Genomic DNA, 18,283 nt, shown 5'->3' with positions numbered 1-18,283 from the left:
GGGAAAAACTCTTCGGCAACAGCAATCCGCTGGGCCAGTACATCCTGATCGAGAACTCGCCGTTCCAGGTGATCGGCGTATTGGCCGCCAAGGGCGCCAGCTCTGGCGAACAGGATGCGGACGAACGGGTGATGATCCCCTACACCACCGCCAGCGTGCGCCTGTTCGGCAACCATGACCCTGAATACGTGGTGATCGCCGCCGCCGACGCGCGCCAGGTCAAGGACACCGAAAAGGTCATCGACCAGTTGCTGTTCAAGCTGCACAACGGCGTGCACGACTACGAGCTGACCAACAACGCCGCGATGATCCAGGCCGAAGCCCGAACCCAGAACACCCTGTCTCTGATGCTCGGCGCCATTGCCGCCATTTCCCTGTTGGTGGGCGGCATCGGAGTGATGAACATCATGCTCATGACAGTGCGCGAGCGAACCCGGGAAATCGGCATCCGCATGGCCACCGGCGCCCGCCAGCGGGACATTCTGCGGCAGTTCCTGACCGAGGCGGTGATGCTCACCGTGGTCGGCGGGGTTACCGGCATCGTCCTGGCGCTGTTGATCGGCGGCGCGCTAACCCTGAGCAAGGTGGCCGTGGCCTTTTCCCTGGAGGCGGCGCTCGGTGCCTTCGCCTGCGCCGTGGTCACCGGAGTAATTTTCGGCTTCATGCCGGCCCGCAAAGCCGCCCGCCTCGACCCGGTCGCGGCCCTTACCAGCGTATGACTAGCGAATCCTTTATGAAGCCGCCATTTGCCTTGCTTGCCGCCTGCCTGCTCCTGAGTGCCTGCGCCGCCCCGAGTGCACCGCCGCAAAGCGGCTTGCAGTCGCCACCCGAGTGGCAGTCGGCAGCATCCGAGAGCGTGCCGCAAAACCTCCCTGCCTGGTGGCAAACCTTCGGCAGCCCGGAACTGGACCGCCTGGTGGAGCAGGCCCGAGTCAGCAGCTATGAGGTCGGCGCCGCCATGGCCCGGGTGCGCCAGGCCCAGGCCGACGCAGTGATCGCCGGCGGCCCGCTGCTGCCGGAAATCAGCGCCGGACTGAATGCCAACCGCGAACAACTGCTACGCGGCGACGGTTACAGCCAGCTCAACTCCTCCTCTAGCCAGCGCGCCACCCACTACTTCGATACCTCCCTGAGCGCCAGCTATGAAGTGGACTTCTGGGGTGGTAACGCGGCCGCACGCGATAGCGCCCGGCAGAGCCTGCGCGCCAGCGAGTTCGATCGGGCCACGGTGGAGCTGACCCTGCTCGGCAAGGTCGCCGACAGCTATATGCAAGTCCTGGCCCTGCAGGAGCAAGGCCGGATCGCCGCGCTCAACCTGGCCAATGCCGAGAACGTCCAGAAACTGGTGCAGACCCGCTACGACGCCGGCTCCGCCACAGCCCTGGAGCTGGCCCAGCAAAAAAGCCTGGTGGCGACCCAGCAACGGCAACTGCCCCTCTATCAGCAGCAAGCCCGGGAGGCCTTGATTACCCTGGCCACGCTGCTGGGCCAGCCGGTGCAGAATCTCCAACTGGGGGCCCAGGGTTTCGAGCAAATACGCTGGCCTGCCATCAACGCCGGCCTGCCCAGCGCGCTGCTGAGTCGCCGTCCGGACATCGCCAATGCCGAAGCCAAACTGGCCGCCGCCCAGGCGGATGTGCGAGTGGCCCGTGCCGCCTTGCTGCCCAAACTCAACCTGACCGCCACCCTGGGGTCGGGCGCCGACCGCTTTCCTGAGATTCTGCGCAACCCCTTCGGCACACTGGCCGCCGGCCTGACGGCACCGATTTTCAACAACGGCCGGCTCAAGGCTGAGCGCGACAAGGCCACGGCGATTCAGGACGAACTGCTGCAAACCTACCGTGGCGCCATCATTGCCGGCTTCGGCGACGTGGAAAAAGCCCTGAACACCGTCGACGGTGTCGACCAGCAACGGCGCTGGCAGGACGAAGAACTGCAACAAGCGCGCAAGGCCTTCCAGATTGCCGAAAGCCGCTACCAGGCCGGTGCGGAAGACCTGCTCACAGTGCTCGAAACCCAGCGCACGCTGTACCAGGCCCAGGACCTGGAGGTGCAATTGCGCCTGCAACGGGTCCTGGCCAGCATTGCCTTGTACAAAGCCCTGGGGGGTGGCTGGCAGGTGATGTAAACGCCTAAACATCAGCGGGTGCAGTTCGTCTTTACCTATGGATAGAACCTGATCGGTCGCACGCGACCCACCATAGGAAACCTTATGAACTCACCCTCTTTCAGCCTGGCCCTGGCTGATGGCCGCCAAGCGACCGCACAGGATGAAACACCCGAAAGCGGCAGCCTGCGCATCGACGGCGGCGACCTGATTGCCTACCGGGAAGTCGACGGCCGCATTCTCTTCGACAATTTCCCAGAAACCCTGCCCGCCAGTGCCCTGCTGGCCTTGCTGGCCACGCGTTTCTGCCATCGCAGCAAATGCGAGCAGGTGACCCTGCTGCTGCCCGTCAGTCGCGAGTACGCCGTTTCTGCGGTGCGCCAAGGCCTGTTCGATCATTGGCAAAACACCGAAAACGGCCAGGTTGAACTGCGCTGCCTGCGCCAGACCTTCTGGCAGCAGCCCCTGCCCTGGCTCACCGCGCCGGCCAGCGCCCACACGCCGCCGATCTATCGCTTCACCGGCGAAAAACGCCACCCTCAGCGGCCGCCTCAACCGACCGGGGACGTCTATCGACGCTGGTTGCCGCGCCTGAACACCACCTTCTCCCTGCGCACCATCGACCCGGTAAAAGACCTGGAAGCCTTCAACCGCTGGATGAACCTGGAACAGGTGGCGTACTTCTGGGAGCAGTCCGGCAGCCTGGAAGAGCACGCCGAGTACCTGCACGCCATGCTCCAGGACCCACGCGTACATCCGCTGATCGGCTGTTTTGACGACGAGCCGTTCGCCTATTTCGAGGTGTACTGGTGCAAGGAAGATCGCATCGCACCTTACTATGATGTCGCCGATTTCGACCGCGGCTGGCATGTGGTGGTCGGTGAAAACAAACACCAGGGGATCGGCAAACTGCGGGCCTGGTTCCGCTCACTGATGCACTACATGTTCCTGGACGACCCACGTACCCAGCGCATCCTCGGTGAACCACGGATCGACCATAACCGGCAGATCGACTTCCTCAAGTCCCAGGGTTTCGGCCATCTGAAAGACATCCAGCTGGCCCACAAGAAAGCCGCCTTGTTGCGCCTGGAACGTGAAGCCTTCTTTGACGACCACGCCCTTTAATTCGCCGAGAGAAGACGTTTTCATGACCAGCAATTCGCTCAGCGCCACCCGCGAGCTCTCCAAGTTACTCAAGCCCTTCTGGCCCATCGTCGCCGGCGCCATTGCCCTCGGGATCCTCGGCGGTTTCAGTGTCACCACGCTGCTGGCCACCATCAACCGCGCACTCAACACCCAAGGCGGCCTGACCCACGCGGTGATGTGGGTCTTTGCCAGTTTGTGCGTGTTGTCGTTGCTCAGCTCGATCTTCTCGGACATGGGCACCAACTTCGTCGGCCAGAAGATCATCGCCAAGTTGCGCAAGGAGCTTGGGGAAAAAGTCCTGTCGGCGCCCATCGACCAGATCGAACGCTATCGCAGCCATCGCCTGATCCCGGTCCTGACCCACGACATCGACACCGTCAGCGATTTCTCCTTCGCTTTTGCGCCCCTGACCATTTCGATGACCGTGACCCTGGGCTGCATGGGTTACCTGGCAATGCTGTCCTGGCCCCTGTTCCTTTTGATGCTGGTGGCGCTGGGCGTCGGCATCGCCGCCCAGGTGGTCGCCCGCACCCGCGGCATCAGAGGGTTCGCCGTGGCCCGGGAGGCCGAGGATGAACTGCAGAAAAACTACAACGCCATCGCCCAGGGCGCCAAGGAGCTGCGGATTCACCGGCCACGCCGGCACCGCATGTTCACCCAGCGCATCCAGGCGATCAGCGAACATATCTGCGCCACCCAGGTAAAGTCGGTCAACACCTACATCATCGCCAAGACCTTTGGCTCGACCTTGTTCTTCATCGTGATCGGCCTCGCCCTGCTGATGGAAAACACTTGGCCGAGCGCAGACAAGGCGGCCATGAGCGGGTTTGTCCTGGTGCTGCTGTACATGAAAGGCCCCCTGGACCATCTGGTCAGCGTCCTGCCTCTGGTGAGCCGGGCACAAGTGGCATTCCAGCGAATCGCCGAACTGTCCGAGCAGTTCTCTTCGCCCGAACCTCACCTGTTGCTCAATGAAAAGGGGGCGTCGAACCAGCACATCCAAAGCCTGGAATTACGCAACGTGCAGTACGCGTTCCCGGTGGTGGATGGCAGCACCCCGTTCCGCCTGGGCCCGGTCAACCTGAAGATCAACCAGGGCGATATCGTGTTCATCGTCGGCGAAAACGGTTGCGGCAAGACCACCCTGATCAAGCTGTTGCTCGGGCTCTATGCGCCTCAAACCGGTGATATCTACCTTGATGGCCAAGCCGTCACTGCCGAGAACCGCGACGATTATCGTCAACTCTTCACCACCATTTTTGCCGACTACTACCTGTTCGACGATGTGGTGCAAGGCGACCAGCAGATCCCTGACGACGCCACCCAGTACCTCAAGCGCCTGGAGATCGCCCACAAGGTCAGCGTGCGCGATGGCGCCTTCACCACCACCGACCTGTCCACCGGCCAACGCAAGCGCCTGGCCCTGGTCAACGCCTGGCTGGAACAGCGCCCAGTGCTGGTGTTCGATGAATGGGCTGCGGACCAGGACCCGACCTTCCGCCGGATCTTCTACACCGAACTCTTGCCGGACCTGAAACGCCTGGGCAAGACCATCATCGTCATCTCCCACGATGACCGTTACTTCGACATCGCCGATCAACTGGTGCGCATGGACACCGGCAAAGTCCGCGCCGAGGCACAACCGGCCTGATCGAACAGGCACAAAAAAAGCGGCTACCAGCCGCTTTTTTTGTGGGTCACATCCGACGCCCGGCACCTGCGACTAACGCTTGAGGTGCTGGGCGTACCAGGGACGGCGTGGCGCCCGCTTGAGCAGGTCGGGCACCTCCGCGTCACGGCTCAGGGCGATGCGCAGGGCCAGCTTCATCAGCTCTACATCCATCTCCAGCGAGGCATCGCCCACGGCCGTGCCCAGCGGGCCGCAACCGTGGGTCGAAGGGCCCAACCAAGGATCGGCGATGTCTACCCAGCGACCCGGTGCGAACCAGGCCACACCGTTGACTTCGCGGCGCAGCACCTCACCCGGGTGAGCCCGCTCATGGGCCCGGAACCAGTCCTCGATACGGTCGTCGATCCAGCCATGAAAGCCCCAGAATACTGGGTTGACGTGGGAGGAAAACGGGTCCGAAAGAAAATCGTTCTGCGCCTCGAACCAGCGCCCGGCGAAGTCCGAGGAAAGCCGTGCTTCCATCACCGGCATGCCATTGGAGGGGTCCCGGGCGACACTGGCATAGCGCATGTGCAGCCAGTCGTGCAGCCCCAACTCAATCTCGGAACCAAACTCGCCCAGGGTCATGCGCGCCAGGTACTCAGGGTCCTGGTACTGCGACTCCCATACCTGGAAGTTGCTGTAGAAGCCCTCATTGCTTTTCAGGCCATGGAGCAGTTCGGTGAACTCCTGATCCCCAGCACTGATCCAGGCCGGAGGCACGGAGCAGCCGTCATGGTTGTCGTAATAACGCAGAAACGCCTGACGATCATGTTCGATGTAACTGGGCGGCAACGGCATTCGCGGCCAGGACACCAGGCTCGGCTGCAAAGCACGGGCCTGGCCCAGCATATGCCGGTGCATAAAGAGGAAGTCGACGCCGGAGCCATTGCGGTGCTTGCGGCGCCCGCGAGCTCCACGCTCCTTGTCCAGGGGCCCTGGCTGCCAGCCCAGGCCGCGCAGGCTGTGGCGTTTGTCCTTGGGCAGGGAGTGCCAGCGATCGCGGGAGGCATGCCAGAGCTGGTGGTAAAGCCGATGGGCCGGTGCCACCAGCCACTCCAGCAGATCGGGCTGCAATGGCGTGCGCTCCCGCGCTTCGGGAAACGCTCGCTTGCGCGCGACAAAGCGCAAGGCATTGGCCGGTAGCAGCTTCGAGCGATCCAGCACCTCGATACTGCCGCTGAGGGAACCGCTGCCCGCATTGCCCCACTCGGCCCAGACCTCGTCCAGCAGCAGGTGACATTCGTGACTCGGCGTCCCGTTCATCTGACCACCGGCGAACAGCCGCCAACTGATCTTGGCGCCATCGCCATTGACCAAGTCGCCGGCGACGAAAAACTCCGGCTGCCCTTGCCCGCGCAAGCTCTGCGGGCGTCCCAGGTAACCGCGAATCCCGCGTCCGGTGGGGCCCACATCCAGCAACAACTCGCAGCCGGTACGGGGCAAGCCTTCCAACCCATGGGCATCGAGCAACTGCATATCCCAGACGCCCCGCAGGTGATCGGCCAGGCGGTTGCCGGCAGCGACGGCTGGCGCCAGGGTGGCTTCCCCGGGAGTGATTTCCTGGTCTTCCTGCTCCCGCTTGTCTCTGCGCAACAACTCCTGCTGGGTATAGAACGCCACCGGAATGGCCGCCCCCGTCACCGCCAGCCCGGTCAAAAATCCCCTTCGAGAAAACCTCATCGCTCTACCTATGTTCAGTGGCGCGTCGCATCTACCTAGAACGTTGGATTTGCGGGGAAATTTACCGTCATGGCACGACCCACCGGCTAAATTTGCCGGTCGCCGGCTCGTTTATCGCGGATAGAAGTTCACAAAAGGTCTGGCCGGAGCAGCCTTCACGCACGCCTCTCGGCCGATCTCGTCATCCGCCCGCCTGCGACTGGGATAGCAATGATCAAATTGTCTGGTAAAAAAACCCTCTATCTGAGCCTGCTCCTGCTTGTCATCGCCGCGGTCGGCATCGGTGCTGGCGCAGCGTGGCACTTCTACTGGAAAGGCCGCGTCAACTACCCCAACGAAATCGTCAAACACGCCAACGACTTGCAGGAACGCATCCTGTCCTTCGATAGCCACATCACCGTGCCCCTGGACTTCGGCACTGAAGGCACCGAGGCGGACAAGGATGGGCGCCGCCAGTTCGACCTGGTCAAGGCCGGACGCGGGCGCATGTCCGGCGCAGCCTTGAGCATCCTTGCCTGGCCAGAAATCTGGGCCGGCCCCAACGCCCCCCATCGCCCCACTCCGGGCTTTGTCGAGGAGGCACGCCATCAGCAAGACATTCGTTATCGAATCATTCAGAGCCTGGTGCGCGACTTCCCCAATCAGGTGGCAATCGCCTACACCCCGGCCGACTTCCGGCGTATCGCCAGCGAGGGCAAGCTGGCCATCGTCATCAGCCTGCTCAATGCCTACACCATGGGCGACGACCTGACCCGCCTGGACCAATGGACCGCCCGTGGCATGCGCCTGTTCGGCTTCAGCTACGTGGCCAACAACCACTGGGCCGACTCCTCGCGTCCATTGCCATTTTTCAATGACACCCGCGACGCCCTCGGCGGCCTGTCGCCGATCGGCAAACAGGCGGTCAAGCGTCTGAACGACCTGGGGGTGGTGATCGATGTGTCACAGATGTCGACCCTGGCCCTGAATGACGTGGCCGCCCTGACCCGTGCCCCGGTCGTGGCCTCCCATTCGGCGCCCCGGGGCCTGGTGGATATTCCGCGCAACCTCAGCGACAAGGAATTGCAAACCATCAAGGCCACCGGCGGCGTGGTGCAGGTGGTGGGCTTCTCCACCTACCTCAAGCCACTCTCCCAGCCATCGATCGACAAGCTCAATGAACTGCGCAAGCGCTTTGACCTGCCGCCCCTGCAAGGCCTGGAGAACGCCCTGATGCCTGGGGACGCGGTGATTTCCATCTGGTCGGAAAGCCGCTTCGGCGAATACGCCAGTGCCCTGTACGACATCATCGACGCAGAGCCCAAGGCTAGCCTCAAGGACTACGGCGATGCCATTGACTACGTGGTGAAAAAGATCGGCATCGACCATGTCGGCATCGGTTCGGACTTCAACGAAGGCGGTGGTGTAGAGGGCTGGATGAACGTCGGAGAAAACCGCAACGTCACCGCCGAACTGATCCAGCGTGGCTACTCAGACAGCGACATCGCCAAGCTCTGGGGCGAGAACTACCTGCGGGTCTGGGAAAAGGTCGAACAACTGGCCGACCCAGTGGCCGCTGCCCAACCTTCACCTGCCGCCCAGTAAGCTCACCACAGCGAGATATTTTTGTGACTGATCGTCGAACCTTTCTCAAGCAGGCCAGCCTGCTCGCGGCCGCCCTCCCCTTTGCCGGCCAGGCTTTCAGCCAAACCGCTGGCGCGTCCGCGGCCCCGTCGAGCACCGATAAATGGGGCCAGTTGCGACAACTGTTCGACCTCGATCCGGACTACGTGCACCTGTCGAACTTCCTGATCACCTCACACCCCAAGCCGGTGCGCCAGGCCATCGAAGGCTACCGTGCCGTGCTCGATCGCAACCCGGCGCTGGCCATGGACTACGACAGCCAGTTCACCTGGAAGCGCGAGGGTGAAGTCCGCGACTGGGTGGGCCGCTACCTGGACATCAAGCCCGCGCAGATCGCCCTCACCGGCAGCACCACCGAAGGCCTGGCCCTGGTCTATGGGGGCATCCAGGTGCAGCCGCACCAGGAAATCCTCACCACCGTTCACGAGCACTACTCGGCACGCAACGCCCTGAAGTACCGCAAGCAACGAGATGGCACCCAGGTGCGGACCTTCGAGCTGTTCAAGTCGGCCCATCAGGTCAGCACCGACGAGGTCCTGGGCAACATCGCGCGCAATATCCGCCCGAACACTCGGGTGCTGGGCATGACCTGGGTCCACTCGGGCAGCGGGGTAAAACTGCCCATCGGGGAAATCGGCAAGCTGGTGGACGAGCAAAACCGCAACCGCGACGAGAAAGACCGCATCCTCTACTGCGTCGATGGCGTGCATGGCCTGGGGGTCGAAGACATCCATTTTGCCGACCTCAATTGCGACTTCTTCATGGCCGGCACCCATAAATGGATGTTCGGGCCACGGGGCACCGGCATCCTCTGCTCGCGCTCGGAAAAGCTCGAACACCTGACGCCCATGGTTGCCACCTTTTCCCAGGACAATAACTTCGCCACCACCATGACCCCGGGCGGCTATCACAGCTTCGAGCACCGCTGGGCCGTGGGCAAAGCCTTCGAACTGCACCTGCAACTGGGCAAGGCTGCCGTGCAATCACGTATCCACGAACTCAACAGCTACCTCAAGCAACGCCTCCAGGAACACCCGTCCATCGAACTGGTGACCCCGCTGAGTCCGGAGCTTTCGGCCGGCTTCACCTTCTTCCGCGGCAAAGACCTGGACACCGACGCCACCGCCGCCTGGCTGATCGAAAACCGTGTGCTGGTGGATGCCGTGTACCGCGATGCCGGTCCGGTGGTGCGCATGGCACCCGGGCTGCTCAACAGCGAGGCCGAGATCGACCAAGTCATGCTGATGCTCAGCAAGCGGTTAAAGGCCTGAAGCGCCGTTCTTATTCCACACTACAAGGTCATTTTCGATGAAACCCGTCATCTTTCACTCGCTCACCGTCCTGATCGGCAGCCTGTTCAGCCTGAGCGCCCATGCCGCCAGCCACCCCGAAACCGGCAAGGTATTCAAAGACTGCAAGAACTGCCCGGAAATGGTGGTACTGCCGGCGGGCAGTTTCGTCATGGGCACGCCCGAAGGAGAAGTGGGCAAGGAGCCCGATGAAAGCCCGCAACACACCGTGACCTTCAAAAAGCCCTTCGCGATCAGCCGCTTCCATGTCACGGCCGGCGAACTGGACACCTACATCCGCGAAACCGGCGTGGTGATCAAGGACGGCGACAAACGCCCAGGCCGTCTGTGTCAGGCCAGCAAGCCACGCTACGAACAAGGGCCTCGCCAACCGGCGGTCTGTGTCGACTACTACGATGTCCAGGCGTACGCCCAATGGCTGTCGAAAAAGACCGGGCACACCTACCGCATGATCAGCGAAGCCGAGCGTGAATACGCCGCCCGGGCCGGCTCCACCGGGCCATTCCCCTTCCCGTTCGATGAAGAAGGGCAATACCAGATCAGTAAACACGCCAACACCTACGGTCCCAAGGACGGCTACAGCTACACCGCACCAGTGGGCAGCTACCCCGCGAACGCCTTTGGCGTCTACGACATGCACGGCAACGTCTACGAATGGACTGCCGATTGCTACCACCCGAACTACGTTGGCGCCCCCACGGACGGCAGCGCCTGGATGGACGCCAACAACGGCGAATGCATCGCCGCCATGATGCGCGGCAACGACTGGGGCGAAGCCCCCGTGTTCTCGCGCTCGGGCAATCGCAACAACCGCGATCGCGATGTGCGCGGCGACTTCCTCGGCTTCCGGGTCGCCCGCGAGCTCTGAAAGCACGCTCATGGAACTGGAACGACGTCCGCTGCAAACACCAGACAGAAAAACAAGGGAACTTATTTATCTTTCCGGTTTCGCGCGCTTCATGCGTCTCAGTTATTGAGAAACAATTACATTCGCTTCCAGTTCCCAATTCCGCCAACGAGTAAGCACAAATGCAAGCACTTCAAGGACTAAGCCCTCTCGCAAAAGCGTTTTTGATGCGTCGTGCGCTGAGCCCGAGACTCACATCCTATGCACTAGGTTTGGCTGTCAGCATCCCCTTCATGGCACAAGCGCAGGCCGTCCACTTCAATATTCCTGCTCAACCCTTGTCGAGCGCGTTGCAGGCATTTGGACACCAAGCAAATATCGAAGTGCTTTACGCCCCTGAAGACATCCAAGGCTTACGCAGCAAGGCGGTGAATGGGGATCTGGAACTGCAGCAAGCTGTTGCTACGCTACTTGGCGAGACCGGTTTGTCATTTAACATTCAGGGAAACACCCTGATGCTCAGTGGAAAATCGCCTTCCAGCGATATCGAACTGGCGCCCACGGCAATTAACGCAGACGCACTCGGGAATACCACAGAGGGAACAGGCTCTTACACCACAGGTGCCACGAATACAGCAACTAAACTAAATTTGTCGCTGCGCGAAACACCTCAATCGGTGAGTGTGATGACTCGTCAGCGGATGGATGACCAAGGGCTCAGCACCATCACTGAGGTGCTTGAGCAAACACCTGGCATTTCAGTACAGAGCATGGGTAGCGAGAGATTCAACGTTTACTCTCGTGGCTATCCCATCAGTAACTACCAAATTGACGGAATTAAAAGCACCGTTGAAATTCAGACTCAGGATGTTTCTCAGAGCCTTGCAGACATGGCTATTTATGACCGTGTCGAAGTACTTCGGGGTGCATCAGGCTTGATGAACGGTGCAGGTGATCCTTCCGGCACGCTCAACATGGTACGCAAGCGCCCAACTGCCGAGTTCCAGGGACATATATCAGGGTCTGCAGGCTCGTGGGACAAGTACAGAGGCGAAGTGGACGTATCAGGGCCCCTCAACGATGCTCGAACATTACGCGGGCGCTTCGTCGCGTCCTACCAGGAAGGTAAGAGTTTCATTGATGCCTACCAGCAGGAAAAACAGGTGTTGTACGGCGTATTAGAGGGAGATCTTTCCGATACCTCAACACTCACAGCCGGCATCTCCTACCAAAAAGATGACCCCCGCGGTGTATTTGGCGGCGTAGGCGTCCCTCTTTTTTATAGCAATGGCAAACAGACAAACCTCTCACGCTCGACCAACATTGCTGAGCGTAATAATACCAACGAAGTTAATGCTTATAATTTCTTCACTACCTACCGTAATCAACTGTCTGACGACTGGGCTCTAAACGTATCGACCAATCACCTTTACAGCACCCGTGACTATCAATGGGTAATGGGAGCCACTTGGTCAGGCTTTCCGAATGAAACTACTGGTTTAGGATTACCGCTTTATACACAAGCGGGTGAAAGTCATCAGCGCCAGACAGGTCTGGATGCACGACTGGAAGGGGCGTACCAACTGTTTGACCGTAAACATGAGGTTGTCGCAGGTTTCAACTATGCAGACTCGGTCACCAAGACAGACACCTTCAGTGAAACCGGGGGATTGGCCGGAAGAACCATTTTCAATATTTATACCTGGAACAACAAGACTGGGACTCCAGTTTTCGGACAAAAGTTTTATGACAACGATACTAAACTAAGAGAACGCGGCTACTACTTTGCCACCCGCCTTAATGTCACAGACGAACTGAAGTTTATATTGGGTAGTCGTATCAGTGACTATGACCGCACTTACTCGCTAAAATACGAACCCCTTGCACGAAGAATTTACAACAAAGACGAAAAATCTACAGAAAGCGGGGTATTTACACCCTATGCCGGGATCACTTACGACCTCTCTGAGAATCATACCGTCTACGCAAGCTATGCAACTATCTTCATGCCTCAGTCTTATCAAGACAGAGATGGAACACGTCTGGAACCACGAGAAGGCAAAAACTATGAAGTGGGTATAAAAAGCGAATTCTATGATCGCCGCCTGAATACCAGCTTAGCGCTCTACTATATTGATCAGAAAAAACTGCCAGTGGTGGATTCAGGTTATAGCGTTCCAGGCTCTGATGGCTTAATTTCCGCCTACAAGTCCGAAGATGCCAAAACTCAAGGTGTTGATGTGGAAGTTACTGGTGAGGTGTTACCTGACTGGAACTTGTCTGCATCCTACACTTACGGCAGGACCGAGGACACTAAGCACAATCAGCTTCAAACCATAATGCCTGAACACATGGTGAAATTGTGGACTGCGTATCGACTGCCTGGAATCTTGAATAAAATGACAGTTGGCGGCGGAATCAACTGGCAAAGTGAAATCAATTTCAGCTACTCGTCATGGATGTTCGCCAATCCCGTAGAGGCGAAACAGGAGGCCTATGCCACAGCTGACCTTATGGCAAAGTATGATTTCTCATCAAAACTTTCGGCCACACTGAACATTAACAACATCTTCGATAAAAAATACCTTAGCTCACTGGACCAAACATTTAACAGCGGCTTCTATGGGGACCCAAGAAACGCACTGGTAAGCTTTAAGTACAATTTCTAAACCGAGCTTCATAACGTCTCGATGCGCCTCAAGTGCGCCTCGAGGCGTTTTGAGTAACATACAAATAAAAACACTAGAATACTCGCCACTATTTCCATACGACTCAGCACCTTCAACTGCCTAGCCACGTACAAAAAATCCAAACTGCAGGCCCACCTCTGCTCACTCTCTGCCTAACTACCTCCGTACCTCCCTCCTCCAAAAATAACACACACTTCAATGCTAGCATTTCAAACCGTCAGCACTTCAAATTTTCTAAAACTCTCAGCACACCTCCGAAGTAAACAGCACGGAAAGTGCTGTGCTAAATATTAAATAAAAATTTATAAAACCCAAAACATCATGCTTTGGAAACCACCTAACAGCTTGACAAAAAAACTTAGCAAAACCTAAACACAGCCAGCAAACCCTCACAACAAAAAGTGCAAAGCAAACTTCTTTACCGTGCCACTCCATATACTCCATCAAATATCGAAGGCATAAAAAACGCCGATAGCAGAACTGCATATCGGCGCGCTTTTTGTTTCGTTGACTCTTTACTAATTTATTCCGTCAGCCTTCTAATGGTTCGCTTCTCAAACACATCTTGCAGACTGGGATAAAACTCTGGGAAGCCTTCCAGCGGCATGCTTGCTATTAGTCTTAAGCAATCGAATGAGTCAGCACCACATTCAAAAAAATCATCATCCAGGCCTAAATCGACCCCATCCAGAATACTACTCCAGCGATCAGCAAACGCGATTTGCAGGGGGGTAATTGGAACGATGAAAGACTGTTGCGCAATGCACTCATCACCCGCGATCAATAGCTCTGGGGCTTGCCACTCACGATGCAATCGCAGCTCCAAATCTTCAACGGTCTGGGTAAGAGGCTCAAGCATTTTCTCCAGTAACGCCTGCACCTGCGTCAAGACAATAGAAACAAACTCGTCTTGCAGATAACGCTTGTAGTTAAAGTCTATTAATAACTGCTCGCCCAGTCCTACATAAAGTGTTAAAGGATAGTTAGTCTGTTCAAAATGCTGCACATCACCAAAAATCAAATCACTTTCTGACGTTTTTTCCAACACCTGCGATACCGGATAATTCTCAAAAATCATAACCGTATCAAACAAGTGTCTTCCAGGCTTGGCAGCAAGACGATGTATCTTGCTTAACGCGAAGTGCTCGTGCTGTCGCGCCTCCAGGTTTAAATTCTGAATATTGACAAACCAATCATCCAAACTCATTGTTGCTGGCGAAGACACAATGAGCGGCAAGGTGTTAATAAACAATCCGACATCTTGCTCAATCCCGGAGATTTCAGTAGGTCTTCCTGCAACCGTCGTACCGAACACCACTGTCTGCGAGTGTAGATGATGCTTGAGTATCAGTGCCCATATTCCTTGGACCAGGGTGTTTACAGTAACCTTGCGCTGACGAGCATAATCTTTCAACGCCTGCGTCTGAACAGGGCTCATTCGTATATATTGGTTTTCATGACCAGAACGCGACGATTCATTCAACGCTGATACGCAATCAAGCAAACGACTCGGACTCTGCATACGCTCTATCTGCGCTAGCCAAAATTCAGTAGCTTGCTCCTCGGGCTGTTGTAACTGCCAAGCAATAAAACCTGCATATCTCCCACTCCTACGCATTGGCTGCTCACCAGCATAGCGCTGTAATACTTCAGCCAGAAGATTGGAACCACTCCAACCATCCATTAATAAATGGTGATTAGTACAAATTACATGGCACTTCCCAGCGCCCATACACACCACAACAATTCGCAACAACGGAGCCTGAGCCAAGTTAAATCCGCGCATTCTCTCTGATGCAGCCAAATCATCCAACTCAGCAGTGCTAACTAAACGCCCCGTCCAATCAATATTTTCAAAAGGAAGTTCAACTTCACGCAGCACTACTTGTAAAGGCTTCACTAAAGAGCGCCAGACAAACTGCGTACGTAAAAGGTCCTGTGCATCGGCGGTTTGCTGCCAAGCGAGACGAAAACGCTCTACATCAAGCCCCGTGACTTCAACACGCATTTGGTTAATGTAATCACCAGATTCGGGAGCATAAAGCGCGTGAAACAGCAAGCCTTTCTGAAGAGTTGACAGTGGGTAAACATCCTCAATTTTACCTAAATCAACTGAAAGTACGTCAAGTTGTCTTTGAGTCAATCCGGCCCCTGGAAAATCTGATGGAGTGGCCAGACGCAAACCAGGCTGGCAACAATGTTCTATCAAAAACTCCAGTTCCCGAGCGTATTCGTCAGCTAGATTCTGTACCGTTGACGGATCAAACAACTGGCGACTAAAGGTCCAAGCCAAACTCAATACTCCATCGTAGACCTGGCCATTTATAGATAGCCAATTTCCCAAAGGAGCATCGATATGGTGCTCAAGACCACCGCTTTCCTTGGCGGGTTTAAATAATGACTCGCCGTTGTCATCAAAGCTACCATCAAACTGCCCCAAGTAGTTGAACGTTATTCTCGCTGGTGGAAGATCCTGTAGTCGTCGTCGACTAGGAGCATCTCCCAGATAACGCAGTACTCCAAACCCAATACCTTTATTAGGAAGGCAGCGTAGCTGCTCCTTAATATGCTTGATCGAATCCCCCATGGTTTCTACAGGGGTAAGCAATATAGGAAAAACGCTAGTAAACCAACCTACTGTATTGGTCAGGTCTACGCCATCGAATAGATCTTCCCGGCCGTGTCCTTCAAGTTGAACGGACATCGACTCATTCCCCGTCCAGCGAACAATGACACGAGCCAATGCTGTCAGCAAAAGATCGTTAATCTGAGTTCTATAAGCCGCAGGCGCTTCTTGTAATAGTTTGCGAGTTAATGCTTTATCCAATCGGGTATGAAGACTCACGGCCTCTCTGACCAGGTTATTCCCATTGGACTGCAAGCAGGGCAACTGAGTCCCAGATGCTGGAACCTGCCGCTCCCAGAAAGCCAGCTCATCTTGCAATGTATCGCTCTTGGCATAGTTCTGCAGGCTACGAGCCCAAGTCTGCAGAGAACTGCTTTTCGCGGAAAAAACAACCGCATCTCCCGCCATTAGCTGTGCGTAAGCAGCCTGCAAATCCTCCAATAGAACCCGCCAGGAAACACCATCGACCACCAAGTGATGAATGACCAAGAGCAGGCGCTGACTACCGTCGACCATATCCACCAGCAAAGCACGTATCAGAGATCCGTTCTCAAGGTCGAGGCTTTCCTGCGCCTGGTTAAGCACCACGTCCAACGTTATGTTATCAACGGCTGAACGTTGCCAGACTATGGGTTCTACCTGCCATAACTGGTGTTGTTCAGTCATGGTTCGGTAGGTTGCGCTCCAACTCGAAAGCTCAGGCCTGAAGCTCAGACGCAAAGCATCGTGATGAAGAACAAGCTCACGTAGCGCCTGCTCCAATAATGAGACGTCGATACCCGCTGACACCTCGAGTAAAACTGACTGATTCCAATGAGAGCGTTCGGGAATGTCTTCATCGAAAAACCAATGCTGAATAGGCAGCAACGGCGTTTCACCCTCGACTGGCCCCTGTATTGAAAGAACCTCACTTACTCCATGACGGGCAACGGATGCCAGCGCCCTAACCGTCTGATGCTGAAACAATTCCTTAGGTGTGAAATGAACATTCAGGGCCCGGGCACGGCTTACGACCTGCAGGGAAATGATCGAGTCACCACCTAACTCAAAGAAATTATCGGAAGAACCGACTCTCTGAAGGTGTAGAACATCAGCCCAAACACCAGCAAGTACCCGCTCCATTTCATTCTGCGGCTCGACAAACACGTTCTGCATCTGGCTCGTGTCCACTGCAGGCAAGGCCTTACGGTCGAGCTTCCCATTTGGCATCAATGGCAGAGCAGATAAAAAGATAAAATATGCAGGTACCATGTAGTCAGGTAGCCGGGCCTTGAGTTGAGCCTTGAGATGATCGCGGAGCACGCCTTGCTGGCCGAACTCATCCACGCCCGCTGCCATAACCAAATATCCAACCAACTGCTGACTGTTGATACCTGGTTGTGCAAACACTACCGCTTCACGAACACCCTCTAGTTCAAGAAGACAAGACTCGATTTCACCAGGTTCAACGCGGAAACCACGAATCTTGACCTGATTGTCGATGCGACCCAGATAGTCAAGTACGCCGTCTTTACGCTGACAGACAAGATCGCCTGTACGATAAAGGCGCCCGCCAACATCACCGAAAGGATCTGGAACGAAACGTTCAGCGGTAAGTGACGGACGCTGCCAATAGCCTCGAGCCAGTCCTCCACCGCCCAGATAAAGCTCGCCACTTGAGCCAACCGGCAATAACGCCATGTTGTTATCCAGAACGTAAGCCTGCCTGTCCCCAACGCAACGTCCTATGGGTGCATAAGCCGTGGTACAGGAATCGGTGGCCTTAGCCTTCCAGACCATCGGCGTGACCACAGTCTCGGTGGGACCGTAGCCGTTAATCATCAATTGAGGACAAAGAGCTTTCTGGACACGCTCGAAGCAGCCTTTAGGCATTGCATCGCCACCGAAGCTGTAAAGACGTACCGGCGGCGGATTGCCTACGGCCTCGGCGTACTCCGCAAGCTGCTGGAGATACACCGGAGGAAAGCCTGCCATAGTGACTTTATTGGTGCGAATTTCCTCATAAGTGCGCTCAACGGCCCACAAACTATCGTCACGCAATAACAAACTCGCACCTTGAGTCAAGATCGTCAGCCAGCGCTCATGGGCACCGTCAAAAGCAAACGATAGGAAATGCAGCTCACGGTCAGCAGCGCTCATTTCATACCAGTCCGCCGTTGCCAGGCAGTGCATCGCCAAAGGGCCATTGGTCACGCAGACACCCTTAGGCAGTCCAGTAGAGCCCGAGGTGTAGATCATATAAGCAAGATTATCGCTACACGATGTCAGGCTCGGATTGGTGCTTAGACGGCTTTCCTCCCAGCGAGAGGAGTGGTCCAGTAGAATGAGGTCCTCTTCCCGAAACGCAGGAAGCCGCTCAAGCAAGCTGGCCGTGGAAATGAGACGTTCACAACCGCTGTCGCGCACCATGTACGCAAGCCGGTCTTGCGGGTACTCAGGATCCATAGGGACGTAAGCCGCACCTGCTTTCAGGACAGCAAGCAGTGCGACGATTAATTCAGGCCCACGCTCTAGAGCGACACCCACTCGGCACTCAGGCCCAACCCCCAACCCGATCAAGTAATGCGCAAGACGATTCGCTC

General features: G+C 56.7%; 10 protein-coding genes. 8 read left to right on the top strand and 2 right to left on the bottom strand.

Going from position 1 to position 18,283, the window contains the following annotated elements:
- From M1B34_RS33070 to M1B34_RS33055, 4 genes are all read left to right on the top strand, one after another.
- Window positions 1-719, top strand: a 719-nt coding sequence (locus tag M1B34_RS33070; RefSeq protein WP_268267371.1) for an FtsX-like permease family protein, incomplete at its 5' end; no start/stop codon positions are given.
- Window positions 720-733: 14 nt separating this feature from the next.
- Window positions 734-2,128 carry an efflux transporter outer membrane subunit gene (locus M1B34_RS33065; RefSeq protein WP_268267370.1) on the top strand — a complete coding sequence of 465 codons (1,395 nt, stop codon included), beginning with the start codon at window positions 734-736 and terminating at the stop codon, window positions 2,126-2,128.
- Window positions 2,129-2,212: 84 nt separating this feature from the next.
- Window positions 2,213-3,232: a GNAT family N-acetyltransferase gene (locus M1B34_RS33060; RefSeq protein ID WP_268267369.1), complete on the top strand. Its 1,020-nt coding sequence runs from the start codon at window positions 2,213-2,215 to the stop codon at window positions 3,230-3,232.
- Between the two features lie 22 nt (window positions 3,233-3,254).
- Entirely contained in the window at window positions 3,255-4,904 is a 1,650-nt protein-coding gene (locus tag M1B34_RS33055) for a cyclic peptide export ABC transporter (protein ID WP_268267368.1), read from the top strand.
- Between the two features lie 72 nt (window positions 4,905-4,976).
- Here M1B34_RS33055 and pvdP read toward each other — a convergent pair whose 3' ends face one another.
- A complete protein-coding gene (pvdP, locus tag M1B34_RS33050) occupies window positions 4,977-6,605 on the bottom strand; it encodes a pyoverdine maturation tyrosinase PvdP (protein WP_268267367.1) in 1,629 nt (542 codons plus the stop codon).
- A 210-nt stretch (window positions 6,606-6,815) separates the two neighbouring features.
- Here pvdP and M1B34_RS33045 point away from each other — a divergent pair, with 210 nt between their 5' ends.
- The 4 genes from M1B34_RS33045 (at window position 6,816) to M1B34_RS33030 (ending at window position 13,054) form a co-directional block, all read left to right on the top strand.
- Window positions 6,816-8,189 (top strand): dipeptidase, encoded by a 1,374-nt coding sequence (locus tag M1B34_RS33045; protein WP_268263134.1) that lies wholly within the window; start codon window positions 6,816-6,818, stop codon window positions 8,187-8,189.
- Between the two features lie 23 nt (window positions 8,190-8,212).
- Window positions 8,213-9,499 (top strand): pyoverdine-tailoring periplasmic protein PvdN, encoded by a 1,287-nt coding sequence (gene pvdN, locus M1B34_RS33040; protein WP_268267366.1) that lies wholly within the window; start codon window positions 8,213-8,215, stop codon window positions 9,497-9,499.
- Between the two features lie 37 nt (window positions 9,500-9,536).
- The gene (gene pvdO / locus M1B34_RS33035; RefSeq protein WP_268267365.1) at window positions 9,537-10,406 is read left to right on the top strand and encodes a dihydropyoverdine dehydrogenase; all 870 of its coding nucleotides are present in this window, start codon (window positions 9,537-9,539) and stop codon (window positions 10,404-10,406) included.
- Between the two features lie 161 nt (window positions 10,407-10,567).
- Window positions 10,568-13,054, top strand: a complete 2,487-nt coding sequence (locus M1B34_RS33030; RefSeq protein ID WP_268267364.1) for a TonB-dependent siderophore receptor — start codon at window positions 10,568-10,570, stop codon at window positions 13,052-13,054.
- Between the two features lie 544 nt (window positions 13,055-13,598).
- On the opposite strand, the gene M1B34_RS33025 is transcribed toward M1B34_RS33030, so the two are convergent.
- The coding region (locus M1B34_RS33025; protein ID WP_268267363.1) for a non-ribosomal peptide synthetase at window positions 13,599-18,283 on the bottom strand (4,685 nt) is incomplete at its 5' end.

The sequence above is a fragment of the Pseudomonas morbosilactucae genome (assembly GCF_023241715.1).
Classification (GTDB): domain Bacteria; phylum Pseudomonadota; class Gammaproteobacteria; order Pseudomonadales; family Pseudomonadaceae; genus Aquipseudomonas; species Aquipseudomonas morbosilactucae.
Note: the sequence above shows the minus strand (reverse complement) of the source record. Positions and strands in the feature narration are given on the sequence as shown.